Origin of the sequence: Microbacterium sp. A8/3-1 (assembly GCF_040267695.1) — a bacterium.
Lineage (GTDB): Bacteria > Actinomycetota > Actinomycetes > Actinomycetales > Microbacteriaceae > Microbacterium > Microbacterium luteolum.
The window spans coordinates 1,642,514-1,667,818 of sequence record NZ_CP158357.1 but is presented as its reverse complement, the minus strand read 5'-3'; the positions used below and the strand labels follow the sequence as shown (position 1 = coordinate 1,667,818).

At 68.7% G+C, this 25,305-nt stretch carries 19 protein-coding genes; 9 read left to right on the top strand and 10 right to left on the bottom strand.

What is annotated here, in order from left to right; translation table 11 throughout:
- The first annotated feature begins 6 nt into the window (after window positions 1–6).
- The 3 genes from ABS642_RS08250 (at window position 7) to ABS642_RS08240 (ending at window position 4,018) form a co-directional block, all read left to right on the top strand.
- The gene (locus tag ABS642_RS08250) at window positions 7–162 is read left to right on the top strand and encodes a hypothetical protein (RefSeq protein ID WP_282214180.1); all 156 of its coding nucleotides are present in this window, start codon (window positions 7–9) and stop codon (window positions 160–162) included.
- Window positions 163–260: 98 nt separating this feature from the next.
- Complete coding sequence (locus tag ABS642_RS08245; protein ID WP_282214179.1) at window positions 261–2,207, top strand: ABC transporter ATP-binding protein; 1,947 nt, start codon at window positions 261–263, stop codon at window positions 2,205–2,207.
- Window positions 2,204–4,018, top strand: coding sequence for an ABC transporter ATP-binding protein (locus ABS642_RS08240; RefSeq protein ID WP_350352944.1), 1,815 nt, complete (start codon window positions 2,204–2,206; stop codon window positions 4,016–4,018). The genes ABS642_RS08245 and ABS642_RS08240 overlap by 4 nt, the downstream gene beginning before the upstream one ends.
- A gap of 131 nt (window positions 4,019–4,149) precedes the next feature.
- On the opposite strand, the gene ABS642_RS08235 is transcribed toward ABS642_RS08240, so the two are convergent.
- Complete coding sequence (locus ABS642_RS08235; protein ID WP_350352943.1) at window positions 4,150–5,007, bottom strand: DUF559 domain-containing protein; 858 nt, start codon at window positions 5,005–5,007, stop codon at window positions 4,150–4,152.
- 294 nt (window positions 5,008–5,301) lie between these two features.
- Here ABS642_RS08235 and ABS642_RS08230 point away from each other — a divergent pair, with 294 nt between their 5' ends.
- The 3 genes from ABS642_RS08230 (at window position 5,302) to ABS642_RS08220 (ending at window position 7,545) form a co-directional block, all read left to right on the top strand.
- A complete protein-coding gene (locus ABS642_RS08230) occupies window positions 5,302–6,117 on the top strand; it encodes a hypothetical protein (protein ID WP_350352942.1) in 816 nt (271 codons plus the stop codon).
- 97 nt (window positions 6,118–6,214) lie between these two features.
- The gene (locus ABS642_RS08225; RefSeq protein WP_282214175.1) at window positions 6,215–6,457 is read left to right on the top strand and encodes a hypothetical protein; all 243 of its coding nucleotides are present in this window, start codon (window positions 6,215–6,217) and stop codon (window positions 6,455–6,457) included.
- A 59-nt stretch (window positions 6,458–6,516) separates the two neighbouring features.
- Complete coding sequence (locus ABS642_RS08220; RefSeq protein WP_350352941.1) at window positions 6,517–7,545, top strand: LacI family DNA-binding transcriptional regulator; 1,029 nt, start codon at window positions 6,517–6,519, stop codon at window positions 7,543–7,545.
- 28 nt (window positions 7,546–7,573) lie between these two features.
- Here the strand turns inward: ABS642_RS08220 and ABS642_RS08215 are convergent, their stop codons facing one another.
- The 7 genes from ABS642_RS08215 to ABS642_RS08185 form a co-directional block, all read right to left on the bottom strand.
- Entirely contained in the window at window positions 7,574–9,013 is a 1,440-nt protein-coding gene (locus ABS642_RS08215; protein ID WP_350352940.1) for a GH1 family beta-glucosidase, read from the bottom strand.
- Window positions 9,010–11,244, bottom strand: coding sequence for an alpha-xylosidase (yicI, locus tag ABS642_RS08210; RefSeq protein ID WP_350352939.1), 2,235 nt, complete (start codon window positions 11,242–11,244; stop codon window positions 9,010–9,012). Before yicI ends, ABS642_RS08215 begins: the two co-directional genes overlap by 4 nt.
- The gene (locus ABS642_RS08205; protein ID WP_282214171.1) at window positions 11,244–12,131 is read right to left on the bottom strand and encodes a carbohydrate ABC transporter permease; all 888 of its coding nucleotides are present in this window, start codon (window positions 12,129–12,131) and stop codon (window positions 11,244–11,246) included. The genes yicI and ABS642_RS08205 overlap by 1 nt, the downstream gene beginning before the upstream one ends.
- Window positions 12,131–13,096 carry a sugar ABC transporter permease gene (locus ABS642_RS08200; RefSeq protein WP_350352938.1) on the bottom strand — a complete coding sequence of 322 codons (966 nt, stop codon included), beginning with the start codon at window positions 13,094–13,096 and terminating at the stop codon, window positions 12,131–12,133. Before ABS642_RS08200 ends, ABS642_RS08205 begins: the two co-directional genes overlap by 1 nt.
- 59 nt (window positions 13,097–13,155) lie before the next feature.
- Window positions 13,156–14,463: an extracellular solute-binding protein gene (locus ABS642_RS08195; protein WP_350352937.1), complete on the bottom strand. Its 1,308-nt coding sequence runs from the start codon at window positions 14,461–14,463 to the stop codon at window positions 13,156–13,158.
- A gap of 127 nt (window positions 14,464–14,590) precedes the next feature.
- A complete protein-coding gene (locus tag ABS642_RS08190; RefSeq protein ID WP_350352936.1) occupies window positions 14,591–15,601 on the bottom strand; it encodes a LacI family DNA-binding transcriptional regulator in 1,011 nt (336 codons plus the stop codon).
- Between the two features lie 212 nt (window positions 15,602–15,813).
- Window positions 15,814–16,272, bottom strand: a complete 459-nt coding sequence (locus tag ABS642_RS08185) for a GNAT family N-acetyltransferase (RefSeq protein ID WP_282214167.1) — start codon at window positions 16,270–16,272, stop codon at window positions 15,814–15,816.
- A 176-nt stretch (window positions 16,273–16,448) separates the two neighbouring features.
- Here ABS642_RS08185 and ABS642_RS08180 point away from each other — a divergent pair, with 176 nt between their 5' ends.
- Window positions 16,449–18,668, top strand: coding sequence for an NADP-dependent isocitrate dehydrogenase (locus ABS642_RS08180; RefSeq protein WP_350352935.1), 2,220 nt, complete (start codon window positions 16,449–16,451; stop codon window positions 18,666–18,668).
- 73 nt (window positions 18,669–18,741) lie between these two features.
- Here ABS642_RS08180 and ABS642_RS08175 read toward each other — a convergent pair whose 3' ends face one another.
- Together ABS642_RS08175 and ABS642_RS08170 are read right to left on the bottom strand one after the other, a co-directional pair.
- On the bottom strand, window positions 18,742–20,229 hold the full coding sequence (locus ABS642_RS08175) for a L,D-transpeptidase (protein WP_350352934.1): 1,488 nt from the start codon (window positions 20,227–20,229) through the stop codon (window positions 18,742–18,744).
- 96 nt (window positions 20,230–20,325) lie between these two features.
- Window positions 20,326–20,730, bottom strand: coding sequence for a RidA family protein (locus ABS642_RS08170; RefSeq protein WP_116634639.1), 405 nt, complete (start codon window positions 20,728–20,730; stop codon window positions 20,326–20,328).
- A gap of 25 nt (window positions 20,731–20,755) precedes the next feature.
- Between ABS642_RS08170 and ABS642_RS08165 the strand changes: the two genes are divergently transcribed.
- A complete protein-coding gene (locus ABS642_RS08165) occupies window positions 20,756–21,970 on the top strand; it encodes an amino acid deaminase (protein WP_350352933.1) in 1,215 nt (404 codons plus the stop codon).
- Window positions 21,961–25,230 carry a family 20 glycosylhydrolase gene (locus ABS642_RS08160; RefSeq protein WP_350352932.1) on the top strand — a complete coding sequence of 1,090 codons (3,270 nt, stop codon included), beginning with the start codon at window positions 21,961–21,963 and terminating at the stop codon, window positions 25,228–25,230. The genes ABS642_RS08165 and ABS642_RS08160 overlap by 10 nt, the downstream gene beginning before the upstream one ends.
- The last annotated feature ends 75 nt before the right edge of the window (window positions 25,231–25,305 follow it).

The following is a 25,305-nucleotide window of genomic DNA, read 5'->3' as shown; positions in this document are numbered from 1 at the left end:
TCGGGAATGACTCTTGCGTCCAGCTGGTTCACAGCAATAGGCTGGTGGGCTGTCGCGCCGACCGGGCGACGCCGCCGAGCCCCTGAGGAGGACATCATGACCACGATCGCCGCTGTGCGGATCGACGCTCTCGGCTCGACCCCGGTGCGTCCGCTCATCTAGAGCCGCCTCTCTCGCAACGGATGCCGGACTCGGAGAGTCCGCGCTGCCATCCGTCCCCTCCGCAACTGTTTTTTCCATACGAAACTCATCTGAGAGACATGTCTTCCTCGCCTTCCTCGCAGAACACCTCGCCCTCTTCCACCCTCTCCACTCCGGCCGCACTGTGGCGCCTGAAGCCCTTCGTGAAGCCGGTCATCTGGCGACTCGCCGGCGGTGCCGCCAGCGCGCTCATCGCCGCGATCATCGCTCTCATGATCCCGATCGTCCTCGAGCAGATCATCGGCGGACCCGTGCGGTCCGGCGAGATCAGCGTCATCGTCTTCGGTGCGCTCATCGTCTTCGCCCTCGCCCTTGGCGAGGCCGTGATGGTGTGGCTGCGCCGGCAGTTCGTGCTGAACCCGGCCACCGAGGTCGAGTACCAGATGCGCACGACGCTCTACTCGCGCCTGCAGACTCTGCCGGTCTCGTTCCACGACCGCTGGCAGTCGGGTCAGCTGCTCAGCCGCATGATGCAGGACATCGGACTCATCCGCCGCTGGCTCGCGTTCGGCCTCGTGCTGCTCGTCGTGAACATCCTCACGATCGCCATCGGATCGGTGCTGCTCTTCCGCTGGCACTGGCTGCTCGGCACCATCTTCCTCGTCACCGCCATCCCGCTGTGGGTGCGCGGATACCTGTTCGAGAAGCGCTACGGCGCGCTCACCCGTCGCAGCCAGGATCAGGCAGGCGACCTGGCGACCAGCGTCGAGGAGAGTGTCCACGGCATCCGTGTGCTGAAGGCCTTCGGGCGCGGCAAGCACGCCCTGAGCCGCTTCAGCCGCCAGGCTGAGACGCTGCGCGAGACCGAGATGAGCAAGGCCCGTGCGATCTCGTCGATCTGGTTCTGGCTCGACCTGATGCCCCAGATCGCCTTCGGTGTCAGCCTGATGTCCGGAATCTGGCTGATCTCGCAGGGCGCCATCGATGAGGCTCAGCTGTTCGCGTTCTTCGCCATGGCCGTGGTGCTGCGCTGGCCGATCGAGTCCATCGGGTTCCTGTTCTCGTTCATGCTCGACGCCCGCACGGCGACCGACCGCGTGTTCGACATCTTCTCCGAGATCAATACGATCACCGACCCGGAGAACCCGGTGCACATCGAGAACCCGCGCGGTGAGCTCGCCTTCGAGGCGGCGCACTTCCGCTACCAGGACGCGGGTGCGCACGAACGCGACCTGCTCGACGGCATCGACCTGGTGCTGCGCCCGGGCGAGACGATGGCGCTGGTCGGTCTCACCGGCAGCGGCAAGACGACGCTGACGACCCTGCCCACGCGTCTGTACGACGTGACCGGCGGCAGAGTCACGCTCGACGGCGTCGACGTGCGCGATCTTCCGCTCGCCGAGCTGCGGCAGCACATCGCCATGGCTTTCGAGGACGCGACGCTCTTCTCGGCGACCGTTCGCGAGAACGTGCTCCTCGGCCGCGCCGACCTCGACGTGCACAGCGAAGAGGGCGAACGCGCGCTGCGCGAAGCGCTGGATGTCGCCCAGGCGGCATTCGTGGACTCCTTGCCCGACGGCGTCGACACCGTGATCGGCGAGGAGGGGCTCAGCCTCTCCGGTGGCCAGCGTCAGCGGCTCGCCCTCGCCCGTGCAGTGGCGGCGAAGCCGAAGGTGCTCGTGCTCGACGATCCGCTGTCCGCACTCGACGTGGACACCGAGGCGCTCGTGGAAGAGGCGCTCCGGCATGTCCTCGCCGACACCACGGCGATGATCGTGGCGCATCGTCCCTCGACGGTCGCGCTCGCCGATCGCGTCGCTCTGCTCGAAGCCGGGCGGGTGACGGCCGTGGGCACCCACTCGGAACTGCTGAAGACGAGCCGCCACTACCGTCACGTCATCTCCAGCTTGGAGGCGGAGGAAGCAGCGCGCACAGGATCGATCCCGATCATCCGCGACGAAGAGCGCGAGGTCGACGAAGAGGTCCGCGAAGGCCTCAGGATGTCGGCTTCCGATGATGCTTCGTCGGGCTCAGCAACCGAAATGGACAAGGAGGTGCAGCGATGAGCTCCGCCGTCACCGGAACGCAGAACGAGGATCGTTCTCAGTACACCCGCGAGGAGAGCAAGGAGATCCGTCGTCGGTCCCTGCGTCTGCTCGGATCGCTGGTGCGCCCGCTGAAGCCGCAGATCGTGCTGGCCGCCGCGGTGCTGGTGGTCTCGACCGCTCTGCAGGTCGCCGGTCCGATCCTGATCAGCATCGGACTCGACCGTGCCCTCCCTGCGGTGCTGAACGACGCCGATTGGATGCCGACCTTCATGGTCGGCGGCATCTACCTGCTCGCGGGCCTGTTCGCGTCGATCCTGATCGCGTGGTACGTGATCATCGCCGCCAAGCTCACGCAGGCCGTGCTGCTCGATCTGCGCAAGCGCATCTTCCTGCACACTCAGCGCCTGAGCCTGGAGTTCCACGAGTCGTACACGTCCGGTCGCATCATCTCGCGCCAGACCAGTGACCTCGACTCGATCAAGGAGCTGCTCGACGGCGGGCTGAACGAGCTCGTCTCCGGCGTGCTCTTCGGCCTCTTCACGTTCATCGCCCTGTGCTTCTGGGACTGGCAGTCGGGCCTGATCCTCGCGATCGGCGGCATCCCGCTGTTCTTCCTGATGCGCTGGTTCTACTCGCGCTCGCAGCTGGTCTACCGCGAATCGCGCGTCATCAGCGCGAAGGTGATCGTGCAGTTCGTCGAGACGATGACCGGCATCCGCGCCGTGAAGGCGTTCCGCAAGGAGCCGCGCAACGACAAGGCGTTCCAGGACGTCGCCGGCGACTACCGCGACGTCAACCGCCGGTCGATGCTGCTGTTCGGCACGTTCGAGCCCGGACTCATGGGCGTCGCAGCTCTGGTCCTGGGCATCGTGGTGCTCTGGGGCGGCATCCGCGTCTCCGACGGAGCACTCACCGTGGGCGTGCTGCTGTCGGCCGTGCTGTACGTGCGCAACTTCTTCGCGCCCATGCAGGAGATCGCGATGTTCCTGAACTCCTACCAGTCGGCCACGGCCGCGTTGGAGAAGGTGTCGGGCGTGCTCGAGGAGGTGCCGACGGTTCCGGACCCCGAGAAGCCCGTCGACCTGTGGGAGTCCCGCGGGCATGTGACGTTCGACGAGGTGACCTTCGGCTACAACGGCGAGAAGACCATTCTCCCGAACTTCTCGCTCGACATCCCCGCGGGTCAGACGATCGCGCTCGTCGGCACGACGGGTGCGGGAAAGTCCACCCTCGCCAAGCTCATCTCGCGTTTCTACGACCCGTCGGAGGGGCATGTGACGCTCGACGGCGTCGACCTGCGCTCGCTGCACCCGAAGGACCTGCGCCGCGCGATCGTCATGGTCACGCAGGAGGCCTACCTGTTCAGCGGGACGGTCGCCGACAACATCGCTCTGGGCAAGCCCGACGCGACGCTCGACGAGATCCGAGCGGCGGCACGCGCTGTCGGTGCGGACGAGTTCATCTCGTCGCTGCCCGACGGCTACGGCTCCGACGTCAACAAGCGCGGCGGCCGCGTCTCGGCGGGTCAGCGCCAGCTGATCTCCTTCGCTCGGGCGTTCCTCGCCGATCCGGCGGTGCTGATCCTCGACGAGGCCACGGCCTCGCTGGACATCCCGTCGGAGCGCTTGATCCAGGACGCGCTGCAGACCCTGCTCAAGGACCGCACCGCGATCATCATCGCGCACCGGCTCTCGACGGTCGCGATCGCCGACCGGGTGCTGGTGATGGAGCACGGGCGGATCATCGAGGACGACGCCCCGGCGGCGCTCATCGGCGGCACGGGCAAGTTCGCGCAGCTGCACGCGGCGTGGCAAGGGACCCTGGTCTAGCCGGTCTAGCCGGTCTAGCCGGTCCGGCTCCGGGCCGCGGCAATTCCTGCGGCCATCTCCCACTTCTGCGGCCACATCCGAGCGATGTGGCCGCAGAAGTTCGGATCTGCCGCGGAACATGGAGGGCGCGGTCATGCTCGCCGCGCTCGTGATGCCGGAGCCAGGTGCAGTCCGCGCGCGATCGCAGCGGAGATCGTCGCCTCGACGCGGTCCCATCCGTGAACGATCTGAGCGTACGTGAACCTCAACACCGTGTAGCCCCGCAGGCGGAGTTCTGCATCGTGGGCCACATCCCGCCCGCGCTCGGCGGCGGAGGAGTGGTGTGCGAAGCCGTCGATCTGCACGACGAGGTGGGTGCCGAGCACGACATCGACCGGATGTCGGGCGAGGACGATCTGCTGGCGCAGCGGTATGCCCCATGAACTCAGCCGCACGACGAACAGAGTCTCGATCCCCGAATCCGACAGTCCGCGCACGGTCCCCGCGAGTTCGCGCGAGGCACTGCTCGGCCATCGCACCGCGCGCAGGGATTCGAGGTCGAGTGACTCCACCCTGATCGCGGAGTCCCAGATCGAGAGCGCATCCTCATGATCGAAGCACCGCGCGATATGCGCGAGCGCATCCTCGACGGATGCCGTGAGCGCTCGAGGTCCGCGATCCACGAGCGGCGTAGCCCAATGCAGGACGGCATCGTCGGGATGCTTGTGCGCGTTGGGGCCGACCTGCAGGTGGAGCCGTGATGCGGCCCCATCGGGAACCCACCAGCTGCGATGTCGCGCGAGCGAGATGCAGGTCAGACGAGCGGATGCCGTTGCCGCCGCGGTCAGATCGGCGGGTGCATCGGGGAGTGCAATCCATCGCGCTCGGATGCGGCGCACGGCGCCCGCCCGAATCGCCGCGCGGACCCGATCGGGTGAGAAGCCCCGAGCTGCAGCATCCGCCCGATGTGCGATACCGCCCCGCGAGGCGACCCATTCCGTCAGTTCCATCGCCCCAGAATGCTCCTGCGCGGTGACGTCCACATGGCACTGCGATCGGTGACGATCGGTGGTGGGGGAGAACCCGTCCGAATCTCTGATTGTGCAGGACGGAATCGGTCTTAACTCTTGCGGCCATCTCCAACTTCTGCGGCCACATCGCGCGCACCTGGCCGCAAAAGGGGGATCTGCCGCAGAACCTGCTGCCCCAGCCCGCAGGCCGCCGCCGCCGCCCCGAGGTGGGAATCGGCCGCAGAAGGCGCCCGGGCCCGCGTGCCGCAACCTGCCCCTGGGTAGCATCGAAGGATGGACCCCTTGCTGCTCGTCGCCGAGTGGTGGTGGATCGCGCCTTCCGCGGTCGCCGTGGGGACAGTGGGGGTGATCGGTGTGAACCGACGCAACAGCACAGTCAGTGGCAGGCGCCTCGCCGTCGATGCGGCGCGTCATGACCTCCGGTCAGCGCAGCAGGTCGCGGCGGAGCGACGGACGGCATGGAAGATCGCACGGGCCGACCTGACGCGGATCTCGGCCGAGCGCGCCGCTCAGCGCGCATCGGCGGAGCAGGTCGCCGCGGCACGACGGATGCTGCGTGAGAGAGAGCGCGACGCGAAGGCCGCCGCGGCCGACGTGCGCGCCCGTCAGGTGCGGCTGAATGCGGCGCGGGCGGCGATCCCTGCGGCATCCGCTCCTCGTCCGCTCGAACGTCTGCAGGCCGAGCACGACTCGGTGATCGCACGATGGATGCGCTACGAGACCGACCCGGCTCTGCAGATCGGGTATCCGGCGATGACCGACGTCAAACGACCGGAGACGGCCGCGTATCTGCGTGCGGCGGACCATGCGAAGGAGATGCGACGGGCCGCGACCGGCAGGGTCACGCCGGCCGCATTCGGCGCGTACCGGGACGCCGTGGCAGAGCTCGAGCGCGCCTTCGAGGCGGCAGAGCACGCGGCGAAGGTGCAGGCGGGGGAGGCGACCACGATCCCCGCGTGGCAGGACGCGGCGCAGGACGTGTTGAGCCGCTCGGCCGAGGCGATCGATCGGGCGGCGGGAGTGGCGGCATCCGCTCTCTCAGCATGGACGTCGCGCCGCCGCCCTGGGAAGCCGGACGACCGCAGCTGACTGGCGGCTCGCCGGCGACCATCGATCTCGAGAAAGCACTGGCGATCTCTGTACCGGTATAGTAGCCTCTTCTGTACCGATACAGAAAGGCAGGATCATGGAACACCAGATGATCGCGGCGCTCGTCCAGGCCGAACGCCGGACCACATCACGCGACCCGCATACCCAGCGACGCCTCGATGCGATGCGTGCGCGGGACCGGGTCTTCGCCGCACGCGCGAGGGAGGAATGGCGCGCACGCGTGCGCGCGAAAGTGGCACGCGGCATCCGACGCCTCGCCGAGGCCGTCGAGCCTCCGCCGCGCCCGGTCACCGCGTCGAGCGTCCCCGATCCGTGCTGATCCCCGACTCCGTTCTGCCGTCGGGCAGAATGGGGGCGGAGGTGGTCGAGGTGGGACGGGTGACGCTGAAGACGATCGCGGAGCACGTGGGGGTCAGCCGCATGACCGTCTCGAACGCCTTCTCCCGACCCGACCAGCTCTCCGAAGATCTTCGCGCCAGGATCCTGAGCGCCGCGGACGAGCTCGGATACGCGGGTCCGGATCCGGCGGCGCGCGCTCTCGCACGCGGACGCACAGGGGTCATCGGAATGGTCCTGACGAACTCGCCGCGAGACGCCTTCACCGATGACGTGGCGGTCGGATTCGTCCGGGCGGTCGCGGGATCGCTCGCCGACGCGGGGTACTCGCTCGTCCTGCTGCACTCCTCCGGAGAATCCGGCGTCGTTCCGGCACGAGACATCGCGATGGACGGCGCCATCGTGTACTCCTGCGCGCCGGCGATGTCGGCGTACACGGCGCTGCGGGAGCGTCGGCTGCCGATCGTGAACGTCGAGGGTTCGCCCCTCCCCGGAGTTCCCGACATCAGCATCGACAACGCCGCCGGCGCGTACCAGGCCGCCCGGCACCTCGTCGAGCTGGGGCATTCCCGCATCGCGGTGGTCGTCGATGCTCTCGATACCGACAACCGACCGTCATCCGAGATCTCCCTCGAGACCGCTTCGACCACCATCGCGGCACGGATGGACGGATGGATGCGGGCACTCGACGAGGCCGGAATCGTCCCCACGCTGGTCGGCACGCCTGCCCTCGATATCGACGCCGTCCTGCGAGAGCGAATCGATCGGATGCTCGATCATCCGCCGACCGCCGTCCTGGCCTTCTCCGATCTCGCGGCGCTCGAGGTGATGGAGCGGGCTCGGGACCGGGGAATCCGCGTGCCCGAGCAGCTGTCCGTGGTCGGTTTCGACGACAATCCGCTCGCGGCGCGCGTATCTCCGCCGCTGACGACCGTGCGCCAGGACATCGATGCCAAGGGGGAGGCGGCGGTGAAGGCCCTGCTCGCCCTGCTGCGGGAAGAGGACGCGGAATCCCCGCCGCCGCTCCCCACAGCACTCGTGGTCAGGTCGTCGACGGCTCCGCCGAGCTGACCGCGCGCCGGGAGTGCCGACGCCTGTCCTAGGCGTCCACCGTCCGTGTGCGCACGAGCTCGCGATACCAGTGCCCGGAATCCTTCACGGTGCGCTCGAGCGTGTCGAAGTCGACCCGCACGATCCCGAAACGCTTGGCGTAGCCGTACCCCCACTCGAAGTTGTCGAGCAGCGACCACACGAAATAGCCGCGCAGGTCGACTCCGCGTTCGAGCGCGCGATGCGCGGCGGTGAAGTGCCGACGAAGGTAGTCGGTGCGCTCCGGGTCGGGGATGGAGCCGTCCTCCGCGACCTCGTCGTCGAAGGCGGCGCCGTTCTCCGTCACCATGAGTGCCTGCTCCGGGAACTGCTCCGACAGCGACACGAGCAGCTCCTCGAGTCCCTCGGGCGCGATGTTCCAGCCCATCGCCGTGTACGGTCCCGGCTGCTCCACGAACTCCACGACGCCGTCGCTTCCCGGCCAGGCCGTGCCGCCCTCGGCGCCCTTGTGGCCGTCGTTCTGCTGCTTCTCCGAGATGCCGTCCCAGAGCCGCACGGTCGCGGTCGAGTAGTAGTTCACGCCGAGCACGTCGATCGGCTGCTCGATCGTGGCGAGGTCGTCCTGCTGCACGAAGTCCCAGTCGGTGACGGATGCCGTGTCGGCCAGCAGATCGGCCGGGTACTCGCCGCGCAGCATCGGCCCGGTGAAGGCGCGGTTCGCCAGAGCGTCGATGCGCCGCACGGCCTCAGTGGCGCCGTCGCCCTGCCCGCGCAGGACGTGGAAGTTGAGGGTCACGGAGTAATCGGGATCGCCGCTCGACGTCGCCCGCAGCGCCTGGATCGCACGCCCGTGGGCGAGGTTCAGGTGATGCACCGCCGCCAGCGCCGACGCCGGCTCATGCCGACCAGGCGCGTGCCCGCCCTGCCCGTAGCCGAGGTAGGCCGAGCACCACGGCTCGTTGAGCGTGGTCCAGGTGTGCACGCGGTCGCCCAGCGCGGCACCCATGATCTCGGCGTAGCGCTCGAACGCGTCGGTGGTCGCGCGGGAGGTCCAGCCGCCGGCGTCCTCCAGGTACTGGGGCAGATCCCAGTGGTACAGGGTCGCCACCGGGCGGATCTCGCGCTCGAGCAGACCGTCGACGAGGCGCGAGTAGAAGTCGACCCCCGCCTGGTTGACTTCGCCGGAAGCCGTCGGCACGATGCGCGGCCACGCGATCGAGAAGCGGTAGGCGTGCAAGCCCAGATCCTTCATCAGATCGAGGTCCTCGTCGACACGATGGTAGTGATCGCACGCGACGTCGCCCGTGTCGCCGTTCCAGACCCGCCCCGGCGTCTTGCTGAAGGTGTCCCAGATCGACGGGGTGCGCCCGTCCTCGGCCGCCGCGCCTTCGATCTGGTACGAGGCCGTGGCGGAGCCGAACGTGAATCCCTCGGGGAAGACGAGACCGGAGCCCCGGTAGTCGTCGCGCGGGGTGAGCGGGGTGGTCATCCGGTGATCTCCTCGAGGTCGACGTCGTAGGTGATGGCGCGTCCGTCGGGGCTGGTCACGGTCACCGAGGCGGCTCCCGCGCCGCCGGCGAAGACCCGCAGCTGCAGTCCGTCGTGGTAATCGTACTCAGGGCTGTCGATGCGGGCGCCCCAGGGGAGTGCCGTCCCCGGGCGCACGTACAGCGGCAGGGAATCGAAGCCGTGGGTCTCCCGCCGCCACGAGCCGCCGGTGACGGTCTCGCCGGTGAGCAGCGACGTCCACTCGCCCGACGGCAGGTAGAAGTCGACGGACCCGTCCGTCGAGAACACCGGGGCCACCAGCAGGCTTGACCCCAGCATGTACTGCCGGTCGAGGTAGGCGGTGGCCGGGTCGTCCGGGAACTCCATCATCATCGGCCGCATCAACGGAGTACCCGACGCCGCGGCATCCAGACCCTGCTGGTAGAGGTACGGCATGAGTCGCATCTTCAGATGCGTGAACCGACGCGTCACCTCGACGGCCTCGTCGTCGAACGCCCACGGCACGCGGTACGAACTTGACCCGTGGAAGCGCGAATGCGAGCCGAGCAGCCCGAACGCGGTCCAGCGCTTGAACACGGCGGCATCCGGCGTGCCCTCGAACCCGCCGATGTCATGGCTCCAGAACGCGAAGCCGCTCAGCGCGAGCGACAGGCCGCCACGCAGGGTCTCGGCCATCGACGTGAACGTCGAGGTCGAGTCGCCGCCCCAGTGCACGGGCATGCTCTGCCCTCCCGCGGTCGCCGACCGCGCGAACAGCACCGCTTCGCCCTCGCCGCGGGCGTCGGTGAGCACCTCGAACACGGCGCGGTTATAGAGCTCCGTGTAGAGGTTGTGCATGCGCTCGGGGTCGGAGCCGTCCGCCCAGACGACGTCGGTGGGGATGCGCTCGCCGAAGTCCGTCTTGAAGCAGTCGACCCCCTGGTCGATCAGCGCGCGGAGCTTCGACTGGTACCAGGCCGTGGCGTCGGGATTCGTGAAGTCGACGAGCCCCATGCCCGCCTGCCAGAGGTCCCACTGCCAGACGGATCCGTCTGCCCGCTTCACGAGGAAACCCTGATCCGCCGCTTCACGGAAGAGTGCCGAGCGCTGCGCGATGTACGGGTTGATCCACACGCAGACGCGGAGGTCCTTGTCGTGCAGGCGCCCGAGCATGCCCTCCGGGTCGGGGAAGACCCGCGGGTCCCACTCGAAGTCGCACCAGTTGAACTCGCGCATCCAGAAGCAGTCGAAGTGGAAGACCGACACCGGCAGCTCACGGGCGGCCATCTCATCGATGAACGAGTTCACGGTCTGCTCGTCGTAGTCGGTCGTGAAGCTCGTCGAGAGCCAGAGTCCGTACGACCAGGCCGGCACGATCGGCGGCCGACCGGTGAGCGCCGTGTAGCGTCCGATCACGTCCTTGGGGGTCGGTCCGGCGATCACGAAGTACTCCAGCACCTCGCCCGACACCGAGAACTGCACGCGTTCGACGGCCTCGGAGCCGATCTCGTAGGAGACGTGGCCCGGGTCGTTCACCAGGACGCCGTATCCGCGATCGGAGAGGTGGAACGGCACGTTCTTGTAGGCCTGTTCGCTCGAGGTCCCGCCGTCGGCGTTCCAGATGTCGACGGTCTGGCCGTTCTTGACCAGAGGGCCGAAGCGCTCGCCGAGTCCGTAGATGTGCTCGCCGACGCCGAGGTCGAGCTGCTCGTGGACGAAGGCGGTCGCGGCCGGTGCGGTCCCGCCCTGGCGTGCGTTGGACACGATGCCCTGATCGACCTGGGCTGCTGGGGCGAGCTGGATGTACCCCTGCGCCTTGTGTCCGCTGCCGGTGACCCGACGGCCGTCGACCTCGAACGACAGGTTCCACGGAGCGCCGGGTGCGATGCGGGCCACGAGCGCGCCGGCGTCCACGACGCCGCCGGCATCCGAGACAGCGACGGATGCCGTGCTGGCCGCCGCTCCGGGGAGCGTGAACCCGCCGTGCCATCGGCCGCCGGAGTGATGCGCGATCCGCACGCGGATCACCCCCTCGGCAGGGGAGGAGAGCGTCGTGGTCAGCACGGCGCGGTTGAGCACATCGCCGCGCTTGGCGATCACCATCGTCGGAGCGGTGATGACGATGCCGGGGCCATCGGGGGTGTCGTCCGTCTCCACGATGTCGTACGCCTCCTGCGCGTGCAGCGCAGTGACGCCGGGACGAAGCTGCCAGAACCCGTCGGTGAACTTCATTACTTGACTGCTCCTGCCGTGATGCCGCGTGTCAGCGTGCGCTGGAAGATGAGGAAGAAGATGAGCGTGGGGATGATGCCGAGAAGGGCCGACGCGCTCGTGGTGGTGACGTCCATGAGTCGGTCGCCCTGCAGCACGCTGATCGCGACCGGGACCGTCTGGTTCGCGTTCGAGGCGAGGAACGTCAGCGGGATGAGGAACTCGTTCCACGTCCAGATGAAGAAGAAGATGAGCAGCACCGACAGGGTCGGACGGCTGATCGGGAAGATGACCCGCCACAGGATCTGCCAGCGGGTCGCGCCGTCGAGCGAGGCGGCCTCGAGGATCTCCTTGGGGAACGTGCCGTAGACCGACGACAGCAGGTACGTGCCGAAGGCTGCCTGGATCACCGTGAACACGATGATCACCGCCCACACGTTGTCGTACAGGCCGACCGACTTGAACATGTAGTAGAGCGGGTAGAGGAGAGCCTCCTGCGGCAGCAGGTTGGCCATCAGGAACAGCAGCACGATCCAGCTGCGTCCGCGGATGCGGCCGATGCCGATCGCGAAGGCGTTGAGCATCGAGATCACGACCGCCAGGACCGCGACGATGCCGGAGATGAAGATGGAGTTCCACACCTTCTCGGGGAAGTTCACCCGCTCCCAGAACTTGACGATGCCGCCGAAGTCGAGCGTCTCGGGGAAGGCGAGCGGGCCGGATGTCGCGTAGTCGACAGGCGACTTGAAGGAGTTCACCAGGACGAGGTAGAAGGGGGCGATGACGAGCAGCGCGCCGACGACGACCAGGGCGAGCAGCAGCCAGTCGACGGGCCGCTTCTTGGTCATGCCGCCGCGCGGACGGCTCTTCGGGGCCTTGCCGGTGACGATGGCAGTGGTGGCGTGCATCACAGTCCCGCCCTTTCCTTGCGCTCGAGCGAGTTCTGCACGCGGATGAACACGATCGACACGATGACCACGACGATGGTGAGCACGGTGGCGATCGTCGCGCCGTAGCCGACGTTCCGCTTCGTGAAGAACTCCTGGTACGCGTAGTAGGCGGGCACGAGCGTCGCGCCCGCGGGTCCGCCGCGCGTGATGATGTAGACGGGGCCGAACACTTTGAGGGCGGCGATCGTGCAGGTCAGGGTCACGACGAAGATCTCCGGGCGGATGATGCTCATCGTGATGGCGGTGAACCGCTGCAGCCAGTTCGCTCCGTCGAGCTCCGCGGCCTCGTAGAGCTCCGGATCCACTCGCTGCAGCGCTGCCATGAACACGACGACCGGGTAGCCGAGCTGCACCCACACCATGACGAGCATGAGCACGATGAGCGCCGAGGGCATCTGGCCCAGCCAGTCGTAGGAGGGCAGCCCGAAGGCGCCGAGGATCTGGTTGAGCGCACCGTCTCCGCCCGGGCGCACGATCCAGCCGATCACGATGCCCGCGACGGCGATCGGGAGGATCTGCGGGAGGTAGTAGGTGGCCCGCAGGAAGCTGCCGACCTTGCCGCCGAACTTGCGGCCGACGACGTCGAACAGCAGTGCGGCGACCACGAGTCCGACGATCGTGGGGACCACGACCATCGCGAGGATCATCCACACGGAGTTCGTGAACGACGTCCAGAAGTCGCTGTCGGTGAGGATCTTCTGCCAGTTCTCCAGCCCGATGAACTCCGGCGTGCGCACGCCCTTCCACTTGGTGAAGGTGAGGTACACGTTCCAGATGAGCGGGACGATGACGACGACGAGCAGCAGAGCGAATCCGGGAAGCAGGTACATCCAGTAGGCGCCGGTCCCGCCGCTGCGCTGCGGGATGGACGGCTGTTCGGGCGGCAGCTTCTGGCGGCGGCCCTCGCGAGTGGCGAGCGACATGTTCATCTCCAGGTGGAGGCGGGGGCGGCGATCCTGCGGATGCCGCCCCCGCGGTCGGATCAACGGAATTCGGCGGTGCCTTCGTCGTACTGCTCACCGAGGTTGGTGTTCGTCGTCTTCACGTCCTGCGAGCCCGTGATGAGACCCTGGAGCTCCTGGACGATCACGTCGTAGAAGCCGGGGGCGGGCCAGTCCGGGTAGAACGACAGACCATCCGCGTCGAGCACGCCGTTGAACGTCTCGATGAGCGCGGCGCTCTTCTCGTCCGTGATGTCGGCGGTGTCTGCAGCGACGGGCAGGCCGCCGTTGTTGCCGATGATCGCCTGGATCTCGGGCCGCATCGTGATGTCGATGAACTCGTAGGCGAGCTCCTTGTTGGCGGCGTTCTCCGGGACCACCCAGAGGTTGCCCGAGGAGCCCAGCGAGAGGTCCGCACCCGGGAACGCCGTCATCGTCCAGTCGAAGCCCGTGGCCTCCGCCGCGAAGCGGCCGAACCACCAGGATCCCGAGACGAAGATCGGCGAGGTGCCGTTGATGAACGAGACACCGGCGTCCTCGGCCTTGACCGAGGAGACGTCGGAGGCGATGTAGCCCTTGTCGACGTACTCCTTCAGCGTCTCGGTCGCGGAGGTGACCTCGGGACCCTTCCAGTCGACCGGCTCCTTGTAGAGCTGGTAGTCGTCGACGAAGCCGCGGTCGCCTTCGAGGAGCGCGAGCTGGTACCAGAGCTGCCCGAGGGGGTACTCAGCACCGGCCTCGGCCAGCGGCGTGATCCCCTTCGCGACGAACGCGTCGAGCACGTCGACGAACTCGTCGTAGGTGGTGGGGATCTCGAGCCCCGCCGCCGCGAACGCGTCCTGGTTGTAGTAGACACCGACGAACTCGCCGTAGTTCGGCACGCCGAACCAGGTGTCGCCGCCCATGACGCCGTCCTCGGAGTACTTGGCCGTCGTCTGCAGCGAGGGTGCGAGCTTCTCGTCCCAGCCGTACTCCTCGACGGCATCCGAGATGTCCGTGATCAGCCCGGTCGATGCGAGGAAGCCCGCCGTCGCGTTGCCCTTGTTGAACTCCATCAGATCCGGTGCGGCATCCGTGTCGAGCACCTGGCTGGCGGTCTTCTGGATCTGCTCGAAGGACTTCTCCTCGAACTCGACCTTCGCACCGGTCTCCTCCTCGAAGACCTTGATGGCCTCGGCCCACGCCTTGCCCATCGCGCTGTCCGCGCCCTCGTAGTGCCAGAGCTTGAGGGTCTTCCCGTCGCCGCCGTCATCGCCGGAGCCGGCTGAGCAGCCGCTCAGAGCGATCCCCGTCGCGGTGAGCGCGGCCAACACGGCCAGCGCCTTCGTCCTGCGGATGTTGCGTGCCATCGTCGGCACTCCTTTCTCGGTGGCCCATCGGGCCGGACACTTCTCTGGGTCGGGTGTTCAGTTGTGGGGGAGCGAATCGTCGAAGCGTTTCGACAACGCGCAGGCGGAAGCGGAGCTTCGGCAGACGTCAGCCCCGAAGGGCGACGGATCCGACGGAGCGGTATTCGGGCGGGATGAGATGGATGCCGGGCCGCACGTCCGCCTCTTCCAGGCGGCGCACCGCGAGGTCGACGGCGAGCTCGCAGGACTGCTGCGGCACGAGCGGGATGGTGTCGACCGGGACCGGCAGGGTGGTCGTGTCGAAGGAAGCGGCCGCGGAGATGACGGAGACGTCTTCGCCGACCCGAAGGCCGCGTTCATCGAGGACCGCCAGGAGCGCCGCGTGCACATCGTCGACGGCGTGCACGATGAAGGCCCGGTCGCCGCGTGCGATCGCGGCCTCGGCGGCCGCCCGCACGGCGGCGGTGTCGGTGGCCGATGTGCCGGTGGTGACCCAGTCCAGGCCGACGCCGCGCTCGACGGCCCGATCCTGGACGCCGTGGAGCAGCCGCCGAGGGAAGTTCGACTTCCGGTAGGAGACCTCCGTCTGCCCGAGCAGGGTGATGCGGGTGTGCCCGGCGTCGGCGAGGCGATCCACGGCGAGGTGTCCGGCCGCCTCGAAGTCGAGGTCGACGCAGGTCAGCCCCTCCTGGTCGTCGGGGATGCCGATGAACACGGTGGGGGTGCGCACGGTGCGCGCGATCGCAGCACGCTCGTCGTCCGGAGCGACATCGAGCACGAGGATCGCGTCGACGAGGTTGCTGGCTGCGACACGGTTCATGCCCTCGGAGGCCTGCTCGTCCGTCAGCAGCAGGATGTCGTATCCGCGCTGTCGCGCGGCCACCGCGGTGGCCAGCACGAAGGCCATGTGCGTCGGAGCGTGCGTGTCGGCGCGCAGCGGCTCCGTCAGCGCGAAGATGTGCGTGCGCCTTCCCGCCAGCATCCTGGCTCCGGCATCCGGCTCGTAGCCGAGCACGCGCACGGCGTCCTCGATGCGGACGCGGGTCTTCTCGGACACCGGCCGCTTGCCGCTGAGCGCGTAGGAGACGGTGCTGATCGACACGCCGGCGGCCTCGGCCACCTCATGGATCGTCGTCATCGTGACTCCATCGTCGTCGTGCGGGGAAGCTGTCGAAGCGTTTCGCTAACGCCTCTGGAGCGATGATACGCACGGCGTGGAGAGGAGCGCAAGCTTTTTGTGGTCGCTCGCAACATATTCGTGATGATCGGCGTGGGAGCGGTCCCGCCGATGGTCGATGAAAGGCGACGGAGTCTCGATGGGGGAGGGGATTCGAGACCCCGCCGCCGGTCTCAGGGTGTGACGCGGATCTCGGCGATGATCTCGCCGTATGCCGTCTCGCCGACCGGCGTGAAGCCGACGCGGTGGAAGAAGTTCTCGGGTCCGCCGTCGCCCGCCTCGTAGATCACGTTCACGTGGTCGACCTCGCGGCGGCGCGCCTCGTCGATGAGCGATTCGACCGCGAAGCGCCCGACGCCGCGACCCTGGTCGTCGGCGTCCACGTTGATGCGCCAGAGCACCGAGCGGAAGTGGTCTTCCGGGGCCTCGTCGTCGAAGTTCGCGCTGACGAACCCCACGACCTCGTTGCGATCGAGGATCACCCGCTGCCAGGAAGTCTGCGGGTTGATGACGGTGGCCGCTATCCCGTAGGAGACGGGGGCGAGGAACTGCTCCTGTCCGGGCTTGAGCGACAGGTTGTTCACAGCGACGATCGTCGCAGCGGAGAGTTCGACCATGCGCAGTTCGGACATGATCCCAGGCTAACCCCTCCCGCGCGGAGGAACACGTTTCCGCCGAACATTTCGCTCACGGCCGCAACGCGAGCGTCTTCCGGATGCTGTGACCGGGGGGTGCGGCCCACACGGCGAGAGCGGCTCAGGTATCTTGGTATCGAGACAAATAGACCCCGCGAACGGAGAACCTCCTGGTGACCGACGACGCCATCATCTACACCTATACCGACGAGGCGCCGGCCCTTGCCACCGCCTCCTTCCTGCCGATCATCCAGGCCTACACCGGCCAGGCGGGCATCGAGGTGGAGACCCGCGACATCTCGCTGGCCGGCCGCATCCTCGCCGCCTTCCCGCAGAAGCTGAGCCCCGAGCAGCAGGTCGGCGACTCGCTCGTCGAACTCGGCGGCCTCGCGACTCTGCCCGAGGCGAACATCATCAAGCTGCCGAACATCTCGGCATCCATCCCTCAGCTCAAGGGCGCGATCACCGAGCTCCAGCAGCAGGGCTACGACATCCCGGACTTCCCGGACGAGCCTTCGTCCCTCGAGGAGAAGGACGTGCGGGCGCGGTACGACCGCATCAAGGGCTCCGCGGTCAACCCCGTGCTCCGTGAGGGCAACAGCGACCGTCGGGCGCCGCTGGCGGTGAAGAACTATGCCAGGAAGCACCCGCACCGCAACAAGCCGTTCGCCGAGGGGTCGAAGACCCGCGTCGCGACGATGGGTCACGACGACTTCAAGAGCAACGAACGATCCTGGGTCGCCGCGCACGACGACGTCCTCAGCTTCCGCCACACGGCGGAGGACGGTACCGTCACCATGCTCAAGGAGGGGCTGAAGGTCCTTCCGCGCGAGATCATCGACGCGACGTTCCTCTCGTCGACCGAGCTCGACGCGTTCCTCGACGAGACGCTGAAGACGGCGAAGGCCGACGGCATCCTCTACTCGGTGCACCTGAAGGCGACGATGATGAAGGTCAGCGACCCGATCATCTTCGGCCACGTCGTGCGAGCGTTCTTCACGGACGTCTTCGCGCAGTACGGCGAACAGCTCGCCGCCGCGGGCCTCAGCGCGAACGACGGCCTCGGCTCGATCCTCACGGGTCTCGCGAACGTGGCAGGAGGCGACGAGATCGCCGCCGCGTTCGACAAGGCCATCGCCGAGGGCCCCGCGCTCTCGTATGTGAACTCCGACAAGGGGATCACCAACCTCCATGTGCCGAGCGACGTGATCGTCGATGCCTCCATGCCCGCGCTCGTGCGCAACGGCGGCAAGCTCTGGGGCAAGGACGGCGGCGAGGCGGACACGCTCGCGGTCATCCCGGACTCCTCGTACGCGAGCGTCTACCAGGCCGTGCTCGACGACGTCATCGCGAACGGTCCGCTGGATCCCGCCACGATCGGCACCGTGCCGAACGTGGGTCTGATGGCGCAGGCGGCCGAGGAGTACGGCAGCCACGACAAGACGTTCGAGATCGCTGCGGACGGCATCGTCCAGGTCCTCGACGGCGAGGGCACCGTGCTGATCGAGCACAAGGTCGGCGCCGGCGACATCTGGCGTGCGACGCAGACCAAGCACATCCCGGTGATGGACTGGGTGAAGCTCGCGGTCAACCGCGCACGGGCGAGCGGCGTGCCTGCCGTGTTCTGGCTCGACGCGAACCGCTCGCACGACGCGCAGATCATCGCCAAGGTGCATCAGGGTCTCGCGACGCTCGACACCAAGGGGCTGACGATCACGATCCTCGCGCCCGAGGAGGCCACGCGCTACACGCTCGCACGGATGCGCCACGGGCTCGACACGATCTCGGTCACCGGCAACGTGCTGCGCGATTACCTGACCGACCTGTTCCCGATCCTCGAGGTGGGCACGAGCGCCAAGATGCTCTCGATCGTCCCGCTCCTCGCCGGTGGCGGTCTGTTCGAGACGGGTGCCGGAGGTTCTGCGCCCAAGCACGTGCAGCAGCTGGTGGAGGAGAACTACCTGCGCTGGGATTCCCTGGGCGAGTTCTTCGCGCTGGCCGCGTCGCTCGAGCACTTCGCCGACCGCACGGGCAACGAGAAGGCCCGCGTCCTCGCCGAGACCCTGGATGCCGCGACCGGCACCTTCCTCGAGGAGGACCGTTCCCCGGGCCGCGCTCTCGGCACGATCGACAACCGCGGCAGCCACTTCTACCTGAGCCTCTACTGGGCCCAGGAGCTGGCTGCGCAGACCAAGGACGCCGAGCTCGCCGCGTCCTTCGCGCCGATCGCCGCGACTCTCGCCGAGAACGAGGAGACCATCGTCTCCGAGCTCAACGCGGTGCAGGGGAAGCCGGTCGAGATCGGCGGCTACTACCGCCCGGACGACGCGCTCGTCGAGGCGGTCATGCGTCCGTCGGCCACGCTGAACGGCATCGTCGACGCCCTGCGCTGACGAACACGGAAAGGGGCCGGATGCGATTCGCATCCGGCCCCTTTCGCGTGCGTCCCCGCGAGGAGACGTCCGCTCAGTGGTGGACCGAGACCTCGAGGCCGACCGGCGCCCAGTCGAAGACGTACTTCGCGACCGAGACCGGCATGTTCACGCACCCGTGACTCATCTGGTTGCCGAAGTTGTTGTGCCAATAGGCGCCGTGGAAGGCGATGTCCCTCGCGAACCAGGTGTTCCACTGGACGTCCTTGGTGACGTAATCCTCGCCGATCATGTCCTGGATCTCGGTGTGTGCGAACACGGTGAAATTGCCGGTCGGGGTGGGAGTCGCGTCCAGGCCGGAGGAGATCGCCCACGACTGGACGACGGCACCGTTCTCATACAGCGTCGTCTGCTGTGTGCTGAGGTCGACGTCGATCCGCCGGAAGAGCGTGACGGTCTCGAAGGGGACTTCAGTGACCGAGAGGGCGAACACGCCGTCGCCGGCGGCGAGCTGCTGAGCGAACTGCTCCGCCACGTCGGAGGTGTCGCCGACCGCGCGACCGGTGACGCCGGCCTGCTCTTCACGAAGGACGTTGCCGCCGGAGTCGACGATGCTCGTCGCGCTGACCGGAGCGCGGTCGACGACCAGCGCGAGGTAGTCGGATGTGGCGCTGATGGCCTGCGCGTCGGCCTCGATGCGCAGTTGGCCGCCGTCGTCCACGACGGTGAGCCAGGTGGCGGCCGTGGCCGCATCGATCGGGACCGTGCGCTCTCCGCCGACGTAGAAGCCGATCGTGGTGAGCAGCGTGTTCATCTTCGCGGCCATCGCGGCAGCGTCGTCATCGGAGACCGCGGCGGGGGCCTCGGCCGGGCCGCCGGGGAACTCGAGCGTCTTGCCGCCGCCGGCGACGGCGTCGACGAATGCGGCGTTGAGCTCGCTCACGTCGATGCCGGTTCCGGCCTCGGCCGGGGTGGAGACGTAGGCGGCGGTGGCTGCGTCGAAGACGACGCCGGCATCGATCGGGTCCTCGAAGCTGGTCGGCACGGCTGCGCGCAGGGCGCTCGTCGCCTTCTCGGTGTCGAAGGTGATCTCGGCGGGCACGGGCTCGCCCATCCAGGCGCCGAGGTTCCACATCGGCGCCGCGGCGAATGCCTTGTCGGCGAGAGCCGTCGCATCGACGGAGGCACCGAGGTCGGCGCCGGTCAGCACTGTTCCTTCACCGTCCCCGGTGAGGGTGACCTCTGTCTCGGCGAGATGGGCGTCGATCGCATCCGCGGCGGCACCGGGAGTCATCCAGCCGACCGGGATGCCGGCGACGGTCGTTCCCGGGGCGATGAGAACCATGGAGGCCGCACCAGCGCCGATGGCGAGGACACCGAGGCCGAGGCCGATCCACAGACCGAGGCGGCGCTTCTTCGGCGCGGGCTCGATCGGAGCCCACGCGAGCGGCTGCTCGCCGGTCGTCGGAGGCATGGAGTCGGTGGGTGCGCCGGTGGGTGCGATGACGGCCGTAGCCGCGTCGTCGTCGCCATGCGCCTGTGCTGCGCCCGGTACTGAGATCACATCGGTCACGAACTTCACCCCCCGGTTCTCACGTGTCCTGTTGCTCAATAGTACGGGATGGCAGGTAACAGGGAGGCAACGGTGCTATCCGCGCGGGCCGCGCGGGGGTACAGGTCAGCTGATGACCGCGAGTCCATCGATCTCGACCAGCATCTCCTCACGCGGCAGTCCCGTGAAGACGGTGGTGCGCGCGGGGAGCACGCCGCTCGTCGTGTGAGCGGTCACGAAGGCGCCGTAGGCCTCGTTCATGAGGGGGAAGTCCTCGCGCGTGGTGAGGTAGACGCGCAGCATCACCACGTCGTCGAACGTGGCGCCCGATGCCTCGACGATCGCCTTGACGTTCTCGAGGGTGCGGGTCGTCTGGGCGGCGACATCTCCGGGGAAGAGGTACTCGTTCGTCTCGGGGTGGACCGGTCCCTGGCCGGAGACCTGCACGATGGGTCCCTTGCGGACACCCTGCGAGAAGGTGTGCGCGGGGGCGGGAGCGGCATCGGTGGAAACTCGGGTCTTCGCGGTCATGGTTCCACCCTAGTAGCCTTGTTAGGTGCCTCTACAAATTCCGGATCCTGTTCTCGGCGCCTGGGCGAAGGGCTTCCCTGCCCGCGCATCCGGGCTGCGTCTCTCGGAGGTCGCCGACGCGGATCTGCACCTCTCCGACCTGGTCACGCCGGTGCTGACGGTGCAGGAGAGCGCGCTCGCCCACAACGAGGACACCGTGTTCGCCTGGGCGCGGGCCCAGGGCGTCCTCCTCGCCCCGCACGGCAAGACGACGATGGCACCGGCGCTGTGGCAGCGCCTGCTCGACGCCGGAGCGTGGGGCATCTCGGTTGCGACCCCGTGGCAGGCCGAGGTCGCCGTGGACGCCGGCGTGTCGACCGTGCTGATCGCGAACGCCGTGACCGATGCCGCAGCCGCCTCCCGGCTCGGCGAGCTCCTCGCCGCCGATGCGGGACTGCGCATCCTGTGCTGGGCCGATTCCGTCGCCGGGGTGGGGATCCTGGCGGCAGCGCTCGCCGATGCGGCGCGGCCGCTCGACGTCCTCGTCGAGCTCGGCGGCGCCCGCGGACGCACCGGCGCGCGCACGGTCGAGGAGGGGGAGCGCATCGCCGCGGCGATCTCGGCGGCCCCCGGTCTGAGGCTCGCGGGCGTCGCCGGCTACGAGGGGCCGTTCGGTCCCGATCGCAGCGATGCCGCGGTGGCGGCCGTCGACGGGTACTTGCAGACCCTGATCGATCTGCATGAGCGCATCGAGTATCCCGACGGCATCCGTCCGGTTCTCAGCGCGGGCGGCAGCTCCTTCCCGGACCGCGCCGCCGCCGTGCTGACGCGGAGTGAGGGAGCCGACGTGGTGCTGCGATCCGGGGCGTTCCAGATTCATGACGACGGGTTCTACAGCCGGATGTCGCCGTTCGGACCTCTCACGGGCACAGCGCCGCTGCGGTCGGCGATGCACGCGTGGGCGCGAGTGGTCTCGCAGCCCGAGGAGGGCCTGGCCCTGCTCGACGCGGGTCGGCGCGATGTGCCGTTCGATCTCGATCTCCCCGTGCCTCAGTCGGTCGACGGCGAGATCACGGCCCTCAACGACCAGCACGCCTTCCTCCGTCTCGCCGACGGAGCGAGGGCAGCCGTCGGAGACGTGGTGCGGCTGGGGCTCTCGCATCCGTGCACGGCCTTCGACAAATGGCGGGTGGTCGCCGTGATCGACGACCCCGACGCCGCGGACCCTCGTGTGATCGGAGCGGTCGCGACATGCTTCTGAGCGCCGAGAAGGCCGCGGCCGGCCTCGTCCGGATCTATCGCGGGGCGACCGTCGTCGACGGTACGGGCGCGCCGCGGTACGCCGCCGACGTGGCGGTCGAGGGCGCCAGGATCGTCGCGATCGTGAAGAGCGCGGATGCCTCCTCCGTCGAGCTCGAGCTGCCGGACGGTGCCGTGGAGGTCGATGCGAGCGGTCTCGTCCTCGCGCCGGGCTTCATCGACATGCACGCGCACAGCGACCTCGCGGTCCTCACCGGTGCGGCTCACCAGGCCAAGATCCGCCAGGGCGTCACGACCGAGGTGCTCGGTCAGGACGGCCTCGGATACGCGCCGTTGGACGAGGAGACGGCATCCGTCATCCCCGGGCAGATCGCCGGCTGGAACGGCAGGCCCGAGGTCGCTCCCTGGCGCACGATGGAGGACCTGCTCGTGGCCATCGACGCCGCGACGGTCGGGAACGCGGCCGTGCTGGTTCCCCAGGGGAACCTCCGCATGATGGTCGTCGGACACGCGAACCGTCGCGCCACGCCGGCGGAGATCGCCGCCATGGCGGAGATGCTCGGCCGAGCGCTCGACGCCGGTGCCTTCGGGATGTCGAGCGGTCTCACCTACACGCCCGGCATGTACGCGGACGCCGACGAGCTCGAGGCCCTGTGCCGCGTGGTCGCGGAGCGCGGCGGCTACTGGGCTCCGCACACGCGCAGCTACGGCGGAGGAGCGCTCGAGGCCTATCGCGAGGTGCTCGACATCGGCCGACGCACGGGCTGCCCGATCCATCTGACCCACGCGACGATGAACTTCGCACCGAACCGCGGGCGCGCCGAGGAGCTGCTCGCGCTGGTGGACGCGGCGATCGGCGACGGCGTCGACGTGACGCTCGACACCTACCCGTACCTCCCCGGCGCCACGACGCTGTCCGCTCTGCTGCCCAGCAGACTCGCCGCGTCGGGCGATCTGCTGCGGACGATCGCCGAGCTGGATGCGGACGACAGGGAAGCCGTCCGGGTCGAGCTCGAGGAGACAGGGTGCGACGGGTTCCACGGCGAGAAGGCCGACTGGTCGGAGATCCAGATCTCCGGGGTCGCGAACCCGGCGCTCGCCGACCTGGTCGGGCGCACGGTCGCCGAGATCGCGGCGACGACGGGGCGTCGGGCGATCGACGTCGTGCTCGACACGATCACCGCGGATGCCGGGGCGACCGGCATCCTGATGCACATCGGAGACGAGGGGAACGTCCGTGCGATCATGCGGCATCCGCGTCACACCGGCGGCAGCGACGGGATCCTGATCGGCGCGCGTCCTCACCCTCGCGCTCGCGGAACCTTCCCGCGGTATCTCGGGCACTATGTGCGCGAGCTGGGCGTGCTCACGCTCGAGGAGGCGGTGCGGCATCTCGCCGGGACGCCGGCCGCGCGCCTCGGCCTGGACCGGGGCGACGCGCCCCGAGGTGTCGTCCGCGAGGGCGCGACCGCCGACCTGGTGCTGTTCGACCCGGAGACGGTCGCGGCCGGCGCCACGTTCGAGAGCCCGCTGGAGACGCCGATCGGCATCGTCGAGGTGCTGATCGCCGGCGTCCCGGTGCTGTCCGGCGGTGAGGTCACGGGAGCGACGCCGGGGCGAGCGCTGCGGATGCCGCCGCCCGCGCACCGTGCCACGGTGCCGCACATCGATGCCCGCATCGATCCGTCGGTTCCCGCGTTCTCCTGGGGGCCTTCGACGCCGATCATCGCGCAGCCGGGACTGACGGCATCCGTGGTGCGGCTGGGCGGGGGAGAGGTGGCCGATGATTCGCCGCCGATCCGGCTCCTGATCGACGAGGGCATCGCCGCCGAGGTCGCCGGCAGTGGCCAGGTCGGCGAGGAGGCGTTCCGGCTGACCGTCGCCCCCGACGGCATCGAGATCCGCGGTGCGAGCGCGGCCGGCGTCTTCCGCGGCGCCACGACCCTGCGACAGCTGCGGGACCCGGATGCCGCGACGGCGGCGCTGCCCGCGGGTGTGTGGCAGGGGGCGCCCGCGTACGGCTGGCGCGGAGTGATGCTCGACGTCGCGCGCCACTTCCGCCCCGTGGACGAGGTGCGGCGTCTCATCGACCTTCTCGCGGATCACCACCTGAACGTGCTCCATCTGCACCTCACCGACGATCAGGGCTGGCGCTTCGAGGTGCCCGGCTACCCGCGGCTCACCGAGGTGGGCTCCCGTCGATCGTCGACGCAGCGAGGGCATGGTCCGCTCGCGACCGTCGAACCGGGCGTCCACGAGGGGTTCTACACGACCGACCAGCTGCGGGAGCTCGTCGCGTACGCGGCGGAGCGCTTCGTCACGCTCGTGCCGGAGGTGGAGCTCCCCGGCCATATCCAGGCCGGCCTGGCGGCATACCCGGAGCTGGGCAACAGGGATGTCGGGGAACCGGTCACGGCGCCCTGGGAGCGCTTCGGGGTCAATCCGCGCACGCTCGCGCCGACCGAGGCCTCGCTGGCGTTCGGTCGCGCGGCCATCGACGCGCTGTGCGACGCGTTCGACGCCGAATGGATCGGCATCGGCGGCGACGAGGTGCCCGTGACGGAGTGGGCGCAGAGTCCCGCGGCCGCCGAGCGGATGCGCGAACTCGGCCTCGCCACCCCGCACGACGTGCAGCCGTGGTTCACGGCGCAGTTCGTCGCGCACGTGCGCAGCCGCGGCCGCACCGCGCTGGCGTGGGACGAGGTGCTCGAAGGCGAGGTGCCGGAGGGTGTCCGCATCCTCGCCTGGCGTGGTCCCGTCGCGATGCGGGAGGCGCTGAGGCGGGGCATCCCGGTCATCGCCTGCCCCGACCTCGAGGTGTATCTGGACTATCCGCAGTCGGAGTCCGCCGAGGAGCCGATCCGCGTCGGTCCTCCGCTCAGCATCGAGCGGGCGTACACGCTGCGCATCGAGGACGGCGCGGTCGGCGGTCAGGCGAACGTGTGGAGCGAGCATCTGCCCACGCGCGACCGGGTCGACTTCGCGATGTTCCCCCGGCTCGCGGCGATCGCCGAACGGCTCTGGGCCGGCGGGGAACCAGCGCCCTATGCTGATTTCGGGCGGCGACTCCCGACGCACCTGCGCCGCCTGGAAGTCGCGGGGGTGCGTTATCGCCCCCAGGACGGCCCGGCACCGGATCAGCGGCGTCCCGGCGTCCCGGGAAAGCCTCTCACCGTCGAGGCGCGGGAGACGATCGTCGCGGGGCTGGTCGCCCGGCTCGTGGAGCTCTCGGATTCTCGCCCCGTTCCGCCTCGAAAGTAATGTAACGTTTCGGTAACCCTCGCCGTCCGCCTCGCGGCAGAGGTTGCACAAATTTTGTTCGTAAGGTCTACTAAC